General features: G+C 71.5%; 17 protein-coding genes and 2 tRNA genes. 10 read left to right on the top strand and 9 right to left on the bottom strand.

Annotated elements, in window-relative coordinates:
- The first annotated feature begins 12 nt into the window (after positions 1–12).
- Positions 13–1,305, top strand: a complete 1,293-nt coding sequence (locus PSH03_RS31035; RefSeq protein WP_238691199.1) for a L,D-transpeptidase — start codon at positions 13–15, stop codon at positions 1,303–1,305.
- A 113-nt stretch (positions 1,306–1,418) separates the two neighbouring features.
- Here PSH03_RS31035 and PSH03_RS31030 read toward each other — a convergent pair.
- A tRNA-His gene (locus PSH03_RS31030) sits at positions 1,419–1,491 on the bottom strand.
- Between the two features lie 112 nt (positions 1,492–1,603).
- Positions 1,604–2,194, bottom strand: a complete 591-nt coding sequence (orn, locus tag PSH03_RS31025) for an oligoribonuclease (RefSeq protein WP_210780988.1) — start codon at positions 2,192–2,194, stop codon at positions 1,604–1,606.
- 72 nt (positions 2,195–2,266) lie between these two features.
- On the opposite strand from orn, the gene PSH03_RS31020 reads away from it, so the two are divergent.
- Complete coding sequence (locus PSH03_RS31020; RefSeq protein WP_238691198.1) at positions 2,267–3,550, top strand: glycosyltransferase 87 family protein; 1,284 nt, start codon at positions 2,267–2,269, stop codon at positions 3,548–3,550.
- 120 nt (positions 3,551–3,670) lie between these two features.
- On the opposite strand, the gene PSH03_RS33125 is transcribed toward PSH03_RS31020, so the two are convergent.
- The 3 genes from PSH03_RS33125 to PSH03_RS31005 all read right to left on the bottom strand — a co-directional run bounded on the left by PSH03_RS33125 (position 3,671) and on the right by PSH03_RS31005 (position 7,244).
- Positions 3,671–4,675, bottom strand: a complete 1,005-nt coding sequence (locus PSH03_RS33125; RefSeq protein ID WP_372494949.1) for a hypothetical protein — start codon at positions 4,673–4,675, stop codon at positions 3,671–3,673.
- Positions 4,676–4,824: 149 nt separating this feature from the next.
- The gene (locus PSH03_RS31010; RefSeq protein WP_238691197.1) at positions 4,825–5,559 is read right to left on the bottom strand and encodes a YcnI family copper-binding membrane protein; all 735 of its coding nucleotides are present in this window, start codon (positions 5,557–5,559) and stop codon (positions 4,825–4,827) included.
- A 17-nt stretch (positions 5,560–5,576) separates the two neighbouring features.
- Complete coding sequence (locus PSH03_RS31005) at positions 5,577–7,244, bottom strand: copper resistance CopC/CopD family protein (protein WP_238691337.1); 1,668 nt, start codon at positions 7,242–7,244, stop codon at positions 5,577–5,579.
- 172 nt (positions 7,245–7,416) lie between these two features.
- Between PSH03_RS31005 and PSH03_RS31000 the strand changes: the two genes are divergently transcribed.
- The 4 genes from PSH03_RS31000 to PSH03_RS30985 are packed head-to-tail and all read left to right on the top strand — an operon-like array spanning position 7,417 to position 10,382.
- Positions 7,417–8,007 (top strand): sigma-70 family RNA polymerase sigma factor, encoded by a 591-nt coding sequence (locus PSH03_RS31000; protein WP_210780985.1) that lies wholly within the window; start codon positions 7,417–7,419, stop codon positions 8,005–8,007.
- A 32-nt stretch (positions 8,008–8,039) separates the two neighbouring features.
- Complete coding sequence (locus PSH03_RS30995; RefSeq protein WP_238691196.1) at positions 8,040–8,564, top strand: MauE/DoxX family redox-associated membrane protein; 525 nt, start codon at positions 8,040–8,042, stop codon at positions 8,562–8,564.
- Entirely contained in the window at positions 8,557–9,273 is a 717-nt protein-coding gene (locus PSH03_RS30990) for a DsbA family protein (protein WP_238691195.1), read from the top strand. Before PSH03_RS30995 ends, PSH03_RS30990 begins: the two co-directional genes overlap by 8 nt.
- The gene (locus PSH03_RS30985; protein ID WP_238691194.1) at positions 9,270–10,382 is read left to right on the top strand and encodes a hypothetical protein; all 1,113 of its coding nucleotides are present in this window, start codon (positions 9,270–9,272) and stop codon (positions 10,380–10,382) included. Before PSH03_RS30990 ends, PSH03_RS30985 begins: the two co-directional genes overlap by 4 nt.
- On the opposite strand, the gene PSH03_RS30980 is transcribed toward PSH03_RS30985, so the two are convergent.
- The 4 genes from PSH03_RS30980 to PSH03_RS30965 are packed head-to-tail and all read right to left on the bottom strand — an operon-like array spanning position 10,366 to position 13,044.
- Positions 10,366–11,124 (bottom strand): energy-coupling factor ABC transporter ATP-binding protein, encoded by a 759-nt coding sequence (locus PSH03_RS30980; RefSeq protein ID WP_210780981.1) that lies wholly within the window; start codon positions 11,122–11,124, stop codon positions 10,366–10,368. The two genes, PSH03_RS30985 and PSH03_RS30980, sit on opposite strands and share 17 nt — an antisense overlap.
- The gene (gene cbiQ / locus PSH03_RS30975; protein ID WP_238691193.1) at positions 11,121–11,891 is read right to left on the bottom strand and encodes a cobalt ECF transporter T component CbiQ; all 771 of its coding nucleotides are present in this window, start codon (positions 11,889–11,891) and stop codon (positions 11,121–11,123) included. The genes PSH03_RS30980 and cbiQ overlap by 4 nt, the downstream gene beginning before the upstream one ends.
- A gap of 14 nt (positions 11,892–11,905) precedes the next feature.
- A complete protein-coding gene (locus tag PSH03_RS30970) occupies positions 11,906–12,331 on the bottom strand; it encodes a PDGLE domain-containing protein (RefSeq protein ID WP_238678332.1) in 426 nt (141 codons plus the stop codon).
- Entirely contained in the window at positions 12,328–13,044 is a 717-nt protein-coding gene (locus PSH03_RS30965; protein WP_238691192.1) for an energy-coupling factor ABC transporter permease, read from the bottom strand. Before PSH03_RS30965 ends, PSH03_RS30970 begins: the two co-directional genes overlap by 4 nt.
- A gap of 200 nt (positions 13,045–13,244) precedes the next feature.
- On the opposite strand from PSH03_RS30965, the gene bcp reads away from it, so the two are divergent.
- The 4 genes from bcp (at position 13,245) to PSH03_RS30945 (ending at position 15,049) form a co-directional block, all read left to right on the top strand.
- Positions 13,245–13,721, top strand: coding sequence for a thioredoxin-dependent thiol peroxidase (bcp, locus tag PSH03_RS30960; protein WP_210780978.1), 477 nt, complete (start codon positions 13,245–13,247; stop codon positions 13,719–13,721).
- A 30-nt stretch (positions 13,722–13,751) separates the two neighbouring features.
- Entirely contained in the window at positions 13,752–14,348 is a 597-nt protein-coding gene (locus tag PSH03_RS30955) for an HNH endonuclease signature motif containing protein (RefSeq protein WP_210780977.1), read from the top strand.
- A tRNA-Leu gene (locus tag PSH03_RS30950) sits at positions 14,339–14,412 on the top strand. Before PSH03_RS30955 ends, PSH03_RS30950 begins: the two co-directional genes overlap by 10 nt.
- 109 nt (positions 14,413–14,521) lie before the next feature.
- Positions 14,522–15,049, top strand: a complete 528-nt coding sequence (locus PSH03_RS30945) for a GNAT family N-acetyltransferase (protein WP_210780976.1) — start codon at positions 14,522–14,524, stop codon at positions 15,047–15,049.
- Positions 15,050–15,052 lie beyond the last annotated feature (3 nt).

Raw genomic sequence — 15,052 nt, 5'->3', positions numbered from 1 at the left:
GTGAGGGAATTCATGCGAGCTAGCCAGGACCAGCTGATCAGGCCCGGTGGGCGACGCCGCGTGTTCGCGGCGGGGCTTCTCGCCGTGGCGCTGGCCTTCACCTCGGCCTGCACCGACGGCGACGGCGGCAAGCCGTCCTCGTGGCACGGCGGCGGCGAGAACCCGGCACCGAAGGCCGCCGCGACGATCAGTGAGCCGGCGGCCGACGCCAAGGACGTGCCCGCGTCCACCGGCATCACCTTCACCACGAAGGACGCCGTGGAGACCGCTGTCGAGCTGAAGGACGCCGCCGGCAAGGCGGTCGAGGGCGCCCTCGCCAAGGACGGCAAGTCGTGGCTGCCGACCGGCGCGCTGGCCTACGGCACGAGCTACACGGCCACCGTGACCGCCAAGGGCGACGACGGACGCCCGGCCACCGCGACGAGCACCTTCACCACGATGGCCAAGCCCGGCAATCAGGTACGGGTGAGCAGCTTCCTCGGTGACAACCAGGTGGTCGGGGTGGGCATGCCGCTGATCGTGAAGTTCAGCCGCGCCATCCCGGAGGACTACCGCGACGACGTGCAGCGCCGGATGACAGTCACCTCGACCCCGGCGCAGGAGGGGATCTGGCACTGGGTCAGCCCCACCGAGATCCGATACCGGCCGAAGGAGTTCTGGAAGTCGAACAGCAAGGTCTCCTACCGGGTGCAGGCCGGTGGTCTGCCGATGGGTGCGGGCTGGTACGGCCGCGCCGACCTCTCGGTGGACGTCAAGATCGGCGCGGCGGTGGTCATGACGGTGGACAACAAGACCAAGCGGATGACGGTGACCCGCAACGGCTCCGTGATCAAGACCATCCCGGTCAGCCTGGGCAAGAAGAGCACACCGTCGTCCAGCGGCACGATGGTCGTGATCGAGAAGCTGCGCAAGACGGTCTTCGACACGTTCGAGGAGCTGGGCCCGGAGGAGGGCTACCGCACCAAGATCGACTTCGCGCAGCGCCTCACCTGGGGCGGGGAGTTCATCCACGCGGCACCCTGGTCCGAGGGGCAGCAGGGCACCACGAACGTGTCGCACGGCTGCGTCAACGTGTCGATGACCAACGGCGACTGGCTCTTCAAGAACACCCAGATCGGCGACCCGATCACGGTCAAGGGCACCGAGCGCAAGCTCCAGAACGGCAACGGCTGGACCGACTGGAACATGAGCTGGGACGAGTACGTCAAGGGCAGCGCCCTTCCGTACGAGCCTCCGGCCGACCCGGACGCCACCACCCCGACCCCGGACGGGACGGTCACCCCGTCCCCCACGCCGACCGCCTGAGCCAGCCGACGAAAGCCCCCTCTTCGGAGGGGGCTTTCGCGTGGTCCCCCTGTTTCGCCCCCACAACGACTCAGGCCCCCTCCGAGGAGGGGGCCTGAGCAGTGAAACCGCTGGGTGACTGATGGGAATTGAACCCACGACAACCGGGACCACAACCCGGTGCTCTGCCAACTGAGCTACAGCCACCATGCCGCCGTCGCCCGGTCGATCGCTCCGGGCGGGGTGCGGACCAATAATAGCCACACCGCGACGCACCTCGTCCAGCGGGTTCCCTGCTCCCCGGGACGAGGCGGCGCGGTCAGAGTTCGGCGGCGATGGCCTTGGCGGTCTCGACATCCGGGCCGGGCAGCGGAACGAAGACGGTGCGCCGGTAGTACTCCAACTCCCGGATGCTTTCCCGGATGTCGGCCAGCGCCCGGTGCGCGAGACCCTTCTGCGGCTGGCCGAAGTACACCCGGGGGTACCAGCGGCGGCAGAGTTCCTTGATCGACGACACGTCGATCATCCGGTAGTGCAGGTGGGCGTCGAGGCGGGGCATGTCCCTGGCGATGAAGCTCCGGTCGGTGGCGATCGAGTTGCCGCAGAGCGGAGCGGTACGCGGATCCTTGACGAACGTGCGGACGTAGTCCAGGACCAGGTCTTCGGCCTCGGCGAGGGTGACCGCCGAACGACGGACCTCCTCGGTGAGGCCGGACTTGGCGTGCATGGTCTGCACGATCTCCGGCATCCCCTCCAGCGCCGCCTCGTCGGCGTGGATGACCACGTCGACACCGTCACCCAGCACGTTGAGGTCGGGATCGGTGACCAGTGCCGCAACCTCGATCAGTTTGTCCCTGCCGAGGTCCAACCCAGTCATCTCACAGTCGATCCAGACGAGGAGATCAGCCACCGGGACAGCCTACGCGCAGCCCACGCCCGGCGGCTGCGCGCTCTCGGCGGACCGGACCGCTAGGGTTTCGGGGTGCCAGCAGAACCCGTCGCACCGCCCGCCGTCACCGAAGACGATCCCGGCGGCCGTACGGTCCGTCGTCTGGTCGCGGTGGTGGCCCTCGGCGCTGTGCTGCCAGCGCTGTACCTGCCCGGCCTCGTGCACAACTTTTTCGATCTCAAGATCTACATGTCCGCGATGGACTGGTGGCGCGTCGGCCACCCGCTCTACGACTACGTCCAGCCCGACCGGGTGCAGGGCGAGTTGTACTTCACCTACCCACCATTCAGCGCGCTGCTGCTGTGGCCGTTCGGTCTGCTGCGGCTCGGCGCCACCGTCGCGATCTTCACGGCGCTCACAGTGCTGGCCGTGGTGCTGACCACCCGGTGGCTGGTGGCGCCGGTGATCGCCCGACACGACCTGCCCCGGACGTTCACCCTGGTCGCCGCCGTACTGCTGGTGCTGGCGGTGGAGAGCATCCGCGAGACGATCACCTTCGGCCAGATCAACATGCTGCTGATCGTGCTGATCCTGGCCGATCTGCTGTTCGCGGTACCGCAGGCGCGACGCTGGGCCGGGGTGGGCGTGGGGCTGGCGACGGCGCTCAAGCTCTTTCCCGGCATCTTCATCGTGTACCTGCTGGCCACCCGGCGGTGGCGGGCGGCGGCGGTGGCGAGCGCGACCGCGGCGGCGGCGACCCTGCTCGCGGCAGCGATCGCCCCTCGTGACTCGTGGCGTTTCTGGACACACGAGCTGTGGACCACCGAGCGGGTGGGACGCACCGACATCGTCGGCAACCAGTCGCTGTTCGGCCTGCTCAGCCGGTTCACCGAGCCGGAGAAGCCGGACCGGCTGCTCTGGGTGTTGCTGGTCGCCGCGGTCGCCGGCTACGGGCTGTGGCGGGCCGCCCGCGCGGCGCGGGCCGGTGACCCGCTGACCGGCCTGACGTTGACCGGGTTGGTCGGTTCCCTGGCGAGCCCGATCACCTGGACCCATCACATCTACTGGTTCGTGCCGGCGGTGGTGCTGCTCGCCGACGCGGCGTTGAGCGCGGACCGCCCGGAGGAGGCACGCCGGCGTCGGTGGCTGGCCGGGCTCGCGCTGGGCATCACCGCCGTGACCATCTACGGCGTGGTGACGTTCCAGGCCTGGGGCGCGGGAGCGGTCCGCACTCACGATCCGGTGGACTTCGTCGTGCAGAACACCTACGTGCTGCTCAGCCTGCTGCTGTTGGTGGCGTTGCCGGTGCGCTCGGGACTCGCGGCGGAAAATCGCACCAATTGGACAGACCTCCCGAGTAACCATGTTCGGCGCTAATCTGTCCTCATCTACCTCAAGCGCCGCTCGGGTAGCACCGATCCCCCGGTGAGGGTGGCCCTCCGCGTCGGCAGCGCGGAGGGCCACTCGCCGTCTCACCCACTGCCACGGGCCGGGCCGTCATCCGACCGGGCCGTCATCCGGTGCGGCCGCCACCGGTCGGGCCGTGGGCTCGTCCACGTCGGCCGGCGGCCAGGCGAGACTCAGCGTCACCTCCGGCCGGCGGGGCAGCCGGACCGGTTCGTCCAGGTCGGCGAGGGTGGCCGCGCGTGCCGCGCCGATCGCCGAGCGCGCGGGTTCCGGAACTGCGGAGCCGACCGGGGCGAGTTGTCGTGCCGGCAACGGTGGGGTCGGATGGAGCTGGCGAGCGCCAAGGCCACTCAGCGAGGTGACCCCGAGCCGGCCGGCGAGCACCGGCACCTGGTCCGGCTCGACCACGAAGATCACCTCGCGTGGCCGTAGTGGCCGTAGCAGGAGCAGCGCCGCGCACACCACCAGCAGCACGCCGACGGTCAGCAGACCCCAGGTGGCCGGGGCGGTCCACCCGGCCCGCAACTCCGCGCGCAGGTCCAGGGCCAGGTCGCCCTCGCCGTCGGGGCGCATCACCACCAGGCTCATGGGTGCGCCGGCCAGGTCGTCCGCGCTCCACTCCACCGAGCCGATCCCCTCGCGTACCCAGAAGGGCCGCCCCAGCGGCGTGACCGGCCCGTCGGTCGTCCCGACGCCCGGGGTGTCGGCGGCCGGTCCGGCCGGATCGAGCCGGACCGGCAGCGGACCCCGGGCCAGCGCCACCCGGCGGACCGTGGCGTGCGGCACCGCCTCCAGCCAGCCACGCACCTCGGCGGTGGGCGCCAGTCCGACGAAGGCCGGCCCGCCCGTGGTGCGGGCGTCCAGGCGCAGCCGGGTCTGCGCGGTACGCGCGAAGGGCGCCTCCTGCCGCAGCAACCGGTCGAGGTCGGTGACGACGATCGCGTGACCGGGCGTGCGGACCGTTTCGAAACGGGCGGCGAAGGACCCGCCGGGGTCGGCGTGTCGGGTCACCAGCCACAGCCCGCCACCGGCGAACAGCGCCGGAATTCCCACTACCAACAGCAGCACTCCGGCGATCATCCGCACGAACCGCATCCGCACCGTCCCCCTCCGTAGCCAAATACCCGGCCGACCTTACCGACGTACACCGTCTGATCAGGGGATATCCACGGCACGGTCGGCATCGACTCCGGAAGGCACGCTGGCCCGCCGGAAGATCCGGCGGGCCAGCGGGTGGAACATGGTCAGGCCTTGGCGACCGGCTCCCGGCGGGTACGCGTGAACGCGAGACCGCCCAGCACCAGACCGGCCAGACCGGCGACGAGACCGGCCACACCGAGGCCGACCGCGAGCCCGTTGCCGTCGTCGTCGTCATCGTCGTCGGGCGAGGCGACGGCTGCGGCCGGCGAGGCCGAACCCGACGGCGCCGCGGCGGCGGCCAGGGTGAGCACCGGAGCCGGGTGCTCCGGCTCCTCGGCACCCGGCGCCGGGTCGTCGATCCACCGCGAGATGTTGCCGTCCGAGTAGGTCTGCAGGGTCTTGAAGACCATCGAGTCGACCTGCGGCAGCGGCCCCATCGAGACGGGGAACTCCTGGAACTGACCCGGCTTCACCCCCGCGTCGCCGGAGGCCGTCCAGGTGATCTTGGAGACCGCTTCGGTGAGCTGACTGCCATGCACCTCGATCGGCGGGTCCACCTTGCGCTTCTCCGTGGTGACCGTCCAGCCGGGCACCGGCATCGTCGACACCGAGCCGACCGGGGCGTTCTCCGGCAGTACCACCTCAAGCTTGGTGGTCGACGCGGTGTCGCTCTCGTTGGGCACCCGGAACGCCACCCGGGCGTAGCCACCCTGGGTCGCCTCCTTCGGGTTCACCGTGACGTGTGCCGACGCCGGTCCGGCGAAGCCGAGCACAGCGGTGGCGGCGGCGGTGAACGCCAGGGCGGCAGCGGCGGTTGCGGTACGCCGGAATCGGGTCATGGGTTTCGCGAACCTCTCTAACGGATGGGCACGGTGGCGGTCACCGTGGCCTGGTCGATGTCGGTCGTTCGGGCGGTGATCTTCAGTTGCCACTCGCCGGGGGTCGGCAGGCTGATGTCGCCGTAGGCGTGACTGTCCGTCAACCGCAGCAACGGCACCTCGATCGGCTCGATCCCGGCCGAGGGCAGCGCGACGGTCGCCTTCCACTCCGCGACCAGCAGTGGCTGGTTGGCCTTGTCGTACGCGTACAGGTGCACCGAGTTGTTGCCCCGCTCGGCCGGGCTCACCTCGACCTCGACGGACAGGAGCGGGCTGGAGAGCCTGGTGCTGAAGAGGCCGGCCTCGGCCCCGGCGGACGGGCCGGCCGCGGCGGTGCGCGCGGGCGTGGTCTGCACGAGTGTGGCGGACACGGCCAGCACCACCACTGTGACGGCCAACTCCACCAGGACCGCCCGGCGCACCGGCACCGGGCGTTGCGCCGCGACGCGGCTGCGCACCAACTTCCGGGAGTACGCGGCAACGGCGATGACCAGCGCGAACAACCCGATCTTGGCGAGCAGCAAGCGCCCGTACGTGGTGTCGAAGAGCGCCTGCGGGGTGGCCACCTCGATCAGCGCCTGGACGGTGCCGGCCAGCAGCAGCGCCGAGACGGCGAGCGCCGCCCAGCGCGACCAGATCGGCAGGATCGCGCCCAACTCCCGCTCGTCGGCCTGACGCAGCAGGAAGACGGCGAGCATGAGTAGACCGCCCAGCCAGACCGCCATGCTGCCCAGGTGGACCGCGTCGACCACCACGGAGACCGCCGGCGCCGGGGACGCCGCCGCGTGCCCGGCCAGCGGCCAGGTCAGCAGGGCGGCGCCGCCGAGCACGGCCAGGATGATCGCGTCCGCGCGCCCGGCGGGCCGGGCCAGCAGCGGGCGGAGCAGGAAGACGGATGCCGCCAGCAGGCCGAGTCGGACCAGGTGGGCGGCACCGAAGGTGCTGCCGAACACACTGCCGAACCCCTCGCCGGTGACGTCGAAGAGACCACCACCGGCCGTGTAGGGCACCTGCAACCACAGGTCGGCGAGGGTGGCGACGGCCACCAGAGCCAGGCCGGTCCAGGCCAGCCGGGTCGGCCCCCGCCGGGAGAGCCGCCGTGGCCAGAGCGCGGCGAGCACCAGCGCCGGTCCCACCAGCAGCACCAGGCCGGCGTAGCCGAGGAAGCGGGCCACCTTCACCGCCGTCTCCACCACCGGGTTCGCGCGGCTGTCCGTGCCGGAGTCGACGGGTGGGGTCGAGGGTGCGCCGACCGAGTAGGTGTACGCCCCGGAGACCGGATGGCTGTCGGCGGAGATCACCCGGAAGCTGACCAGGTAGGTGCCGCGGGCACCGGCCGGGTCCACCGGGATGGTCACCACACCGCCGCTGAACGCCGGTTCACCCCGGTCGGCCCGGGAACCGTCCGGAGCGATGACCCGGATCTTGCCGGGCACCTTGCGGACCGACTCGCTGAACGTGAGGACCACCTCGGACGGCCCGCTCGGCACGATGGAGGCGGCGGCCGGGCTGCTGCTCTCCAGCACCGCGTGGGCGCTGGCGGAGGTGGCCGGCGCGATCAACAAGGCGACGACGGTGACCAGGAGGCCGGCGGCTGCGGCCAGCCTGGCGGCCCAGCGGTGGGGGGCGACAGTCATGCCGGCCATGGTCGCCGATGGGTGTCCCATTCGGCGACCCGAGGGGGGTGGTCGCTTCTGTGGTCGCACGTCATGAACTGGTAGTCGGCCCGGGTCGGAAAAAAGTTCCCGACGTGGCGCAGACCATCCAAGGGCCGAACGGCCCTGACGCGCCGCCGACCGCCGCGTAACCTGATGTGTCGTGATCCCTGTCCCGCGTGACTCCGGTGCCGCCGGTCCGGCGGAGCCGGTCGACGAGGTCGCCCGGGACCCGGCCACCGGGTGGGCGCTGACCGCCCGCGACGGTGACCCCACCGCCCAGGCGGCGTTCGTCCGGCTGACCCAGGCCGAGGTCTGGCGGTTCGCCGCCGCCCTGGTCGACCCGGACAGCGCCGACGATCTGACCCAGGAAACCTACCTGCGGGCGTTCCGGGCACTCCCCGCCTTCGAGGGACGCTCCAGCGCCCGCACCTGGCTGCTCGGCATCGCCCGGCGGGCCTGCGCCGACCACCTGCGCACTGTCATCAGGCGGCGGCGGCTCGACGAACGCCTGGCGGCGAACGCGTACACCGACCGACCGCACCCGGACCCGGCCGGCCAGTTCGGCGCCGCCGACCTCGTTCGTCGCCTCGGCCCCGAGCGGCGCTCCGCTTTCGTGCTCACCCAACTGCTCGGCCTGTCGTACGCCGAGGCCGCGGCCGTCGAAGGGGTGCCGGTGGGCACCATCCGGTCCCGGGTCGCCCGGGCCCGGGACGACCTGGTCGAGGCGGTCGGCGACGCCCTGACCGGCTGAACCCGGAACTTCCGGTGCGGACGGGACGACAAATGAGCGTGACAGCACCTTCCACCCGCTTCGGCCGTTGGCCAGTGGTCCGCCCGTGGCTCGGCATCGCGGCCCGACTCGGCCTCGCCGCCGTCTGGCTGGTCGCCGGCGCGTCGAAGGTCAGCGACCTCGCCGCCTCCGGGCGGGCGGTCAACGCGTACCAGGTGATGCCGTACGACGTGGCGACCGTGATCGGCGCGGCCCTGCCCTTCGTCGAGCTGGCGTTGGGCGTGCTGCTGCTCCTCGGGCTGGCCACCCGGCTCGTCGCCGGGGTGTCCGCCGCGCTGCTGGTGGTCTTCATCGTGGGGATCGTCTCGGCGTGGGCGCGTGGGCTGGCCATCGACTGCGGCTGCTTCGGCAGCGGCGGGCAGTTGGCCGCGGGGCAGGCACCCAGTTACCTCCCGGAGATCCTCCGGGACCTGGGATTCTTGGTTCTGGCCGGATTTCTGCTGATCTGGCCGCGTACGCCGGTATCGGTGGACGGATGGTTGTCCGGCGAACCCGTTGTGGAGGACGAGGATGAGTAGTCGCAAGGGGCAGCGGGACGCCGCCCGGGTGGTCCGCGAGCAGTTGGCCCGCGAGCGGCGCCGCCGCCGCACGATCTGGGTCTCCGCCGCCGCGGTCCTCGTCCTGGTCATCGCCGGCGGCATCGGCTGGGCCGTCTGGTCCAGCCAGCGCTCCGACAGCTTCACCACCCCGCCCGGCGCCAACGCGGAGGGCACCGGCATCGTCACCGGCGGCGGGCCGGTCACCGTCGACGTCTACGAGGACTTCCTCTGCCCGGCCTGCAAACAGTTCGAGCAGACCAGCGGGTCAACGCTCGAACAGTTGGTGGCCGAGAACAAGGCGAAGGTGGTCTACCACCCGGTCGCGTTCCTCAACCGTTTCTCCACCACCGACTACTCCACCCGCTCCTCGGCCGCCTCCGGCTGCGCGGCGGCGGGCGGCAAGTACCACGAGTACGCGAAGGCGCTCTTCGCCCAGCAGCCGCCGGAGGGCAGCGCCGGGCTCACCGACGACAAGCTCATCGACATCGGCACCAGCGTGGGCCTCGACCGGGGCTCCTTCGGAAGCTGCGTGAAGGACGAGACGTACCGGACCTGGACCGAACACGTCACCGAGGACGCCAGCCAGAGCAACGTCACCGGCACGCCGACCGTCAAGGTCAACGGTCAGCCCGTCGAGAACCCCACCCCGGACGCTCTCACCGCAGCCGTGGCGGCGGCCGGCAAGTGATCCGTACCCTGCTGGGCCGCACCGGCCTGGTCGCCGCCGCAGCCGGCCTCGTGACGCTGATCAGCGCGGCGCCCGCCGCCGCCCACGGCGCGGACGCACCTGACGGCACCGACTACCGCACCCGGACCACCGGGGTCGCACCGGCGCGGCCAGGGCTCGAGGTACGCGTCATCGAGGCGGGCGCCCGACTGGAGCTGACCAACCGCACCGGCCGCACCATCGAGGTCATCGGCTACTCCGGTGAGCCGTACCTGCGCGTCGGCCCGGACGGGGTCTTCGAGAACAGCCACTCCCCCGCCACGTACCTGAACCGCACCATCGCCGGGGACACCACGCTCCCGGCCGAGGCGGACCCGGCAGCCGCACCCTCCTGGCAACGGATCGACGACGGCACCACCGCGCGCTGGCACGACCAGCGCGCGCTGTGGCAGGAGTCGGCACCACCGGCCGCGGTACGCGCCGCACCGGACCGCGAGCACCGGGTCCGGAACTGGACCATCCCACTGCGTGACGGCACCGACCCGGTGGTGATCGGCGGCACGCTGGACTGGGTGCCGCCGCCGGACGCGTACACCTGGTGGGCCGTGACCATCGTGGGGCTGCTCGCGGTGGGCGCCCTCGGCCTGTTCGCCGCCACCGCCCCGGCCGGCGGCCGCGCGCTGTCCGCGCTCGGCGTGTTGCTGATCGTCGGCGGCGTGCTGGCCGTCGGGTACCCGGTGGGACGGGAATTGGACGCGGGCGCCCAAGGCGTGGGCGGGGTGTTGGTGGGGCTGCTCTCCGGGCAGATCTGGTCCCTGTTCACCGGCCTCGGCGCGATCGGCGCCGGTTGGTACGCGCTGAGCCGCCGCCCGGCCGCCGACTTCGTGGTCGCGCTGGCCGGGGCCTGCCTGGCGCTCTTCGCCGGAGCGTCGAACGCCGCCGTCTTCGCCCGCGCCATCGCCCCGGTGCCCTGGTCACCCGCTGCCGCCCGGGTGATGGTGGCGCTTTTCCTGATCACCGGCGCCGGTGCGACAGCCGCCGGCATCCTGCGCCTACACGCCACCTCCCGCACCACCGCAGCAGCACCTCGAGTGGAGACCGCCGAGAGTGGGTCTACGGGTGCGGGGTGAAGCCTCGGGGGAGTTCCAGGCGGTGTCGTGCCAGCAGGGGAGCGTCGTTGAGCAGGGTGTTGGTGGGGGCGTCGGCGACGATCCGGCCGTTGTCCAGGATCACCGAGCGCTCGCACAGCTCCGCCGCGTACGGCAGGTCGTGCGTGACCATCAGCAGGGTCACCGGCAGGCCGCGCAGGATCTCGGCGAGCTCCCGGCGGGCCGCCGGGTCCAGGTTCGACGACGGCTCGTCGAGCACCAGGATCTCCGGATGCATGGCGAGCACTGTGGCCACCGCCACCCGGCGGCGCTGCCCGAACGACAGGTGCTGCGGGGACCGGTCCCGGTGCTCACTCATCCCCACCGCGGCGAGCGCCTCGTCCACCCGGGCGGCCAACTCGGCCCCGCGCAGACCCAGGTTCGCCGGCCCGAACGCCACGTCCTCCGCCACAGTGGGCAGGAACAACTGGTCGTCCGGGTCCTGGAAGACGATGCCCACCCGGCGGCGCACCTCGGCCAGGGTGGCCCGATCCGGGGTGACCGTCAGCCCGCCGACGCTCACGCTGCCCTCGGTCGGGGTGAGAATGCCGTTGAGGTGCAGCACCAGCGTGGTCTTGCCGGCGCCGTTGGGCCCGAGCAGCGCCACCCGCTCGCCACGCGGCACGTTCAGGTCGACCCCCTGAAGGGCGACGTGCCCGTCCGGGTACGCGTAACGAACGCCCCGAACGTCCAGCGAGACAGCGGTCTGCACGACACCGATCATGACAGCACGACGGCGGTGGCGGCGATGGAGGCCGCCAACACCGGCACGGTCGCCGCGACCAGCCACTGACCGGCGCTCGCCGCACCCTCGCCCTGCCACACGGCGGGCATCCGCCCGGTGTAGCCCCGGGACAGCATCGCCAGATAGACCCGCTCGCCACGCTCGAAGGCGCGCAGGAACAACGCCCCGATCCCGGCGGCGAAACCGCGCAGCTGCCACAGGAAGCGCGGGTCGTCGCCCCGGGAGATCCGGGCCACCCGCATCCGCCGCGCCTCACCGACCAGCACGTCGAGGTAACGCAGCATGAACGTGGCGATCTGGGTGAGCACCTGCGGGCAGTGCAGCCGGTCCAGCCCCACGATCAGGTCCCGGGTGGTGGTGGTCGCGGCGAGCAGCAGCGAGGCGAGCACCCCCAGGGTGCCCTTGGCCAGGATGTTCCACGCGCCGTGCAGCCCGTCCTCGGACAGCCGCAGGCCCAGCACCTCGACCCGGTCGCCGCTACCGAGGAACGGCAGGGCGACAGCGAACAGCACGAACGGCAGCTCGATCAACGCTCGGCTGAGCAACCACCGTGGGCCCACCCGGGCCAGCGCCGCCACCGCCGCCACCAGCACGGCGTACGCGCCGAAGGCCCAGAACGCCTCGCGTGGAGTGGCCACCACGGCGAGGGTGAAGACCACCATCGCCACGATCTTGACCTCGGGCGGGAGCCGGTGCACCGGCGAGCCCGACTCGCGGTACAGCACGTGCCCGTGACCGGCCCCCATCCGCGTACCCCTGCTCAGCTGGCCGCGTCGGCGCGGCGCCGGACGTCGCCGGACGTCGCGGGGTCGCCCTCGGTGGGCGTCGCCGCGTCAGCGTCGGTCGGCGTGCCGCCTCGACGGCGCAGCAGCCAGAACCCGCCGGCTCCGATCGCGAAGGTGACCAGCACCCCGAGCACCCCGGAGAGGCCGGTGGAGACGAAGCTGTTCCGCACGCCCCGTACGCCGTAGTCGGCGAGCGGACTGTCGGCCAACTCGTGGTCACGGGCCTGCTGGGCCGGGCAGCTCCCCCCGACGATGTTGTCGTCGGCGTCGACGGTGCAGCCCTTGAGCAGGGACGAGTCCAGCCCGTCCGGGTGGGAGGAGGCGTAGTTGCTCACCACGCCGGCGAGCAGCAGGGCGACCAGCAGGCCGCCGGCCAGGAAGGCCCAGGAGCGGTTCTTCATCGGGCACCTCCGGCGACCGGGACGGCGGGGGCGGCGGGCGCGCGCAGGGAACGCAGCGCGTACACCAGGTCGGGGCGTACCTTCGCGACGGTGAGCACCGTTGTCGCGGTGATCAGGCCCTCGCCGACGCCGATCAGCAGGTGGACGCCGGCCATCGTGCCGGCCAGGCCACCCAGGTTGTTGCCCAGGTCGGTGGTGCCACCCAGCCAGTACTCCAGGACGAAGCCCTGCGACGCCACCACCACGCTGAGCGTCGCGGCGACGAAAGCGGTAACGGCCAGACCGGCCCGCGTGCGGGGCAGCACCCGCAGCAGCAGCGCGATCAGCGCGTACGCCGCGGCGGTGCCGAGCAACGCCATGTTCGTGATGTTGAGGCCGAGCATCGCCACGCCGCCGTCACCGAAGATCAGTGCCTGTACCACAAGCACCACCGCCACGCAGAGCGCGCCGACCCACGGGCCGACCAGCATGGCGGCGAGCGCGCCACCGAGCAGGTGACCACTGACACCGGCCGTGAAGATCGGGAAGTTGAGCATCTGGACGGCGAAGATGAACGCCGCCACCAGGCCGGCCATCGGGGCCAGCCGGTCGTCCAGGTCGCGCCGGCCGCGCAGCACGCAGGCGGTGAGCGCGGCAAGAGCGAGCGCAGCGAAGATCGCTGCCACGGGACCGTCGATGATCCCGTTCGAGATGTGCATCGCCAGTGTCTCCACGCGACCTCCCACGCGTCAGCGGGCCCGACCGGGCCGGCGTGGGTCAGCCTATTTCCCAACCATCGTTGTTGCCAGACTCTGGCAACAACGCATGGGCTTGATCACTCCAGGTCAGACCCCGCCGGCCCGCGCCGTGCCCCCACCGGCCGACGCGTCGCGCCGACGGCGGCGCTCGCCGGCACGGCGGTAGGGTCGAGGCCATGACCTCGCCCGACCGCCTCTCCCCCGGTGACCCCGCGCCCGAGTTCACCCTCGCCACCGACACCGGCGACCAGCTCTCCCTCGCCGACCTGCGAGGTCGCAAGGTCGTCCTGTACGCCTACCCGGCCGCGATGACCCCCGGCTGCACCAAGCAGGCCTGCGACTTCCGCGACTCGCTCGCCTCGCTCCAGGCCGCCGGCTACGAGGTCGTCGGCATCTCCCCGGACAAGCCGGAGAAGCTGGCGAAGTTCCGCGAGCGCGACGCCATCACCTTCCCGCTGGTGTCGGACCCGGACAAGTCGGTGCTGACCGCCTACGGCGCGTACGGCGAGAAGCGGCTCTACGGCAAGACCGTCACCGGCGTGATCCGCTCGACGTTCGTGATCGACGCCGACGGCAAGGTCGAGCGGGCGCTCTACAACGTCAAGGCCACCGGGCACGTCGCCAAGCTCCGCCGCGACCTCGGCCTGGACTGACCTGTCGTACCGGATCGCTACGGTCCGTCAGTGGTTCGATACAAGTACACGCCCGAAGCGCTGGCCGCCGCTGCCGCCGTCGCCCGCAACATCACCGAGGTGATGCGGTTGCTCGGCGTACGCGTCAGCGGTGGCTCGCACGCGCACATCAGCCGACAGCTCAAGAGGTTCGGCATCGACACGTCGCACTTCACTGGCCAGGCACACAATCGAGGCGTGCGTTGGCGGCGCATGTCCCCCACCGAGTTGCTGGTAGTGCTGCCGGCCGGTTCCCGCCGAATCCCGGGGATCCGCCTCAAACGCGCCTTGGCGACAATCGGCCTGCCCGAGACCTGCGAGGTGTGCGGCACCGGGTCAACGTGGCAAGGTGCCAGATTGACGCTGCACGTGGATCACATCAATGGCGATTTTCTCGACAACCGGCCGCGCAACCTTCGCCTACTCTGCCCCAATTGCCACAGCCAGACCTCTACATACGCTGGTCAGCGACGGCCTGCACTCGTGGAGCCCGAGGTGGTCTACGATCCTGATGCGGTTACTCCGACCGGCTTTCCAATAGGCAGGCGACTGCCGCGTCGGCTGGAGTCGCCGTGGACGCTGGTGGAGTACAGCTTCAAGGGGCCGTAGCCCAACGGCAGGAGGCATGCGGTTTAGGTCCGCACCAGTGCGGGTTCGAATCCCGTCGGCCCCACATCGCCATTGAGTCGCGGCGGATCCTGGCTCGGTCGGAGCCAGGATCGGCTGTCGGGCGCGTCACTGTCGCGGGTCGTGGGCCTGGTCGTTGGGTCAGGATGGCGAGCGTGAGTCTGCGCTTCGTCCTCGACCCTGACCTGACCCCGCAGCTGCGTGCCGAGATCGTCGACCTCTGGGTGGACGTCAGCAACGCCGGCGGCGCTGTCGGTTTCGTGCCACCGGTCACCGCCACCGACGTGCACGTCACCGCCGATCCGACCTTCGCCGGCATCGCCGACGGACCGGACCGGCTGCTGGTCGGCTACTCCGGGGACCGGTTGGCGGCAATGCTGATCTTCAGTGACAACCGCTTCCCGCTCACGGCGCACTGGTGTGTGCTGAAGCGGGTGATGGTCCACCCGGACACCCAGGGCACCGGCTACGGCTCGGCGCTGATGGTGGAGGCCGCCCGGCTGGGCAGGGCGTTGGGCCATGAGGCGCTGCACGTCACGGTGCGCGACGGCCTGGGGTTGGACAAGTTCTACGGCCGCCTCGGGTACCGGGAGATCGGCCGGCTGCCGGGCGCGTTGCGGGTGGCCCCCGATGACGACCGGGACGAGATTCTGATGTGGCTCGATCTGACGGTGGCCGACTGAGCG

The sequence above is a fragment of the Micromonospora salmantinae genome, from assembly GCF_022230905.1.
In the GTDB taxonomy this organism is placed as follows: domain Bacteria; phylum Actinomycetota; class Actinomycetes; order Mycobacteriales; family Micromonosporaceae; genus Micromonospora; species Micromonospora salmantinae.
The sequence above is the reverse complement of the archived record's forward strand: the minus strand, read 5'-3'. Positions and strand labels throughout refer to the sequence as shown.

Bases quoted from the DNA above. Each gene is read 5' to 3' on its own strand.
- PSH03_RS33125 (WP_372494949.1), bottom strand. From the start codon at position 4,675: ATGCGGTTCGTGCGGATGATCGCCGGAGTGCTGCTGTTGGTAGTGGGA.
- PSH03_RS31035 (WP_238691199.1), top strand. From the start codon at position 13: ATGCGAGCTAGCCAGGACCAGCTGATCAGGCCCGGTGGGCGACGCCGC.
- PSH03_RS30980 (WP_210780981.1), bottom strand. From the start codon at position 11,124: ATGATCGGTGTCGTGCAGACCGCTGTCTCGCTGGACGTTCGGGGCGTT.
- PSH03_RS31005 (WP_238691337.1), bottom strand. From the start codon at position 7,244: ATGGCCGGCATGACTGTCGCCCCCCACCGCTGGGCCGCCAGGCTGGCC.
- PSH03_RS30970 (WP_238678332.1), bottom strand. From the start codon at position 12,331: ATGAAGAACCGCTCCTGGGCCTTCCTGGCCGGCGGCCTGCTGGTCGCC.
- bcp (WP_210780978.1), top strand. From the start codon at position 13,245: ATGACCTCGCCCGACCGCCTCTCCCCCGGTGACCCCGCGCCCGAGTTC.
- PSH03_RS31010 (WP_238691197.1), bottom strand. From the start codon at position 5,559: ATGACCCGATTCCGGCGTACCGCAACCGCCGCTGCCGCCCTGGCGTTC.
- PSH03_RS30995 (WP_238691196.1), top strand. From the start codon at position 8,040: ATGAGCGTGACAGCACCTTCCACCCGCTTCGGCCGTTGGCCAGTGGTC.
- cbiQ (WP_238691193.1), bottom strand. From the start codon at position 11,891: ATGGGGGCCGGTCACGGGCACGTGCTGTACCGCGAGTCGGGCTCGCCG.
- PSH03_RS30990 (WP_238691195.1), top strand. From the start codon at position 8,557: ATGAGTAGTCGCAAGGGGCAGCGGGACGCCGCCCGGGTGGTCCGCGAG.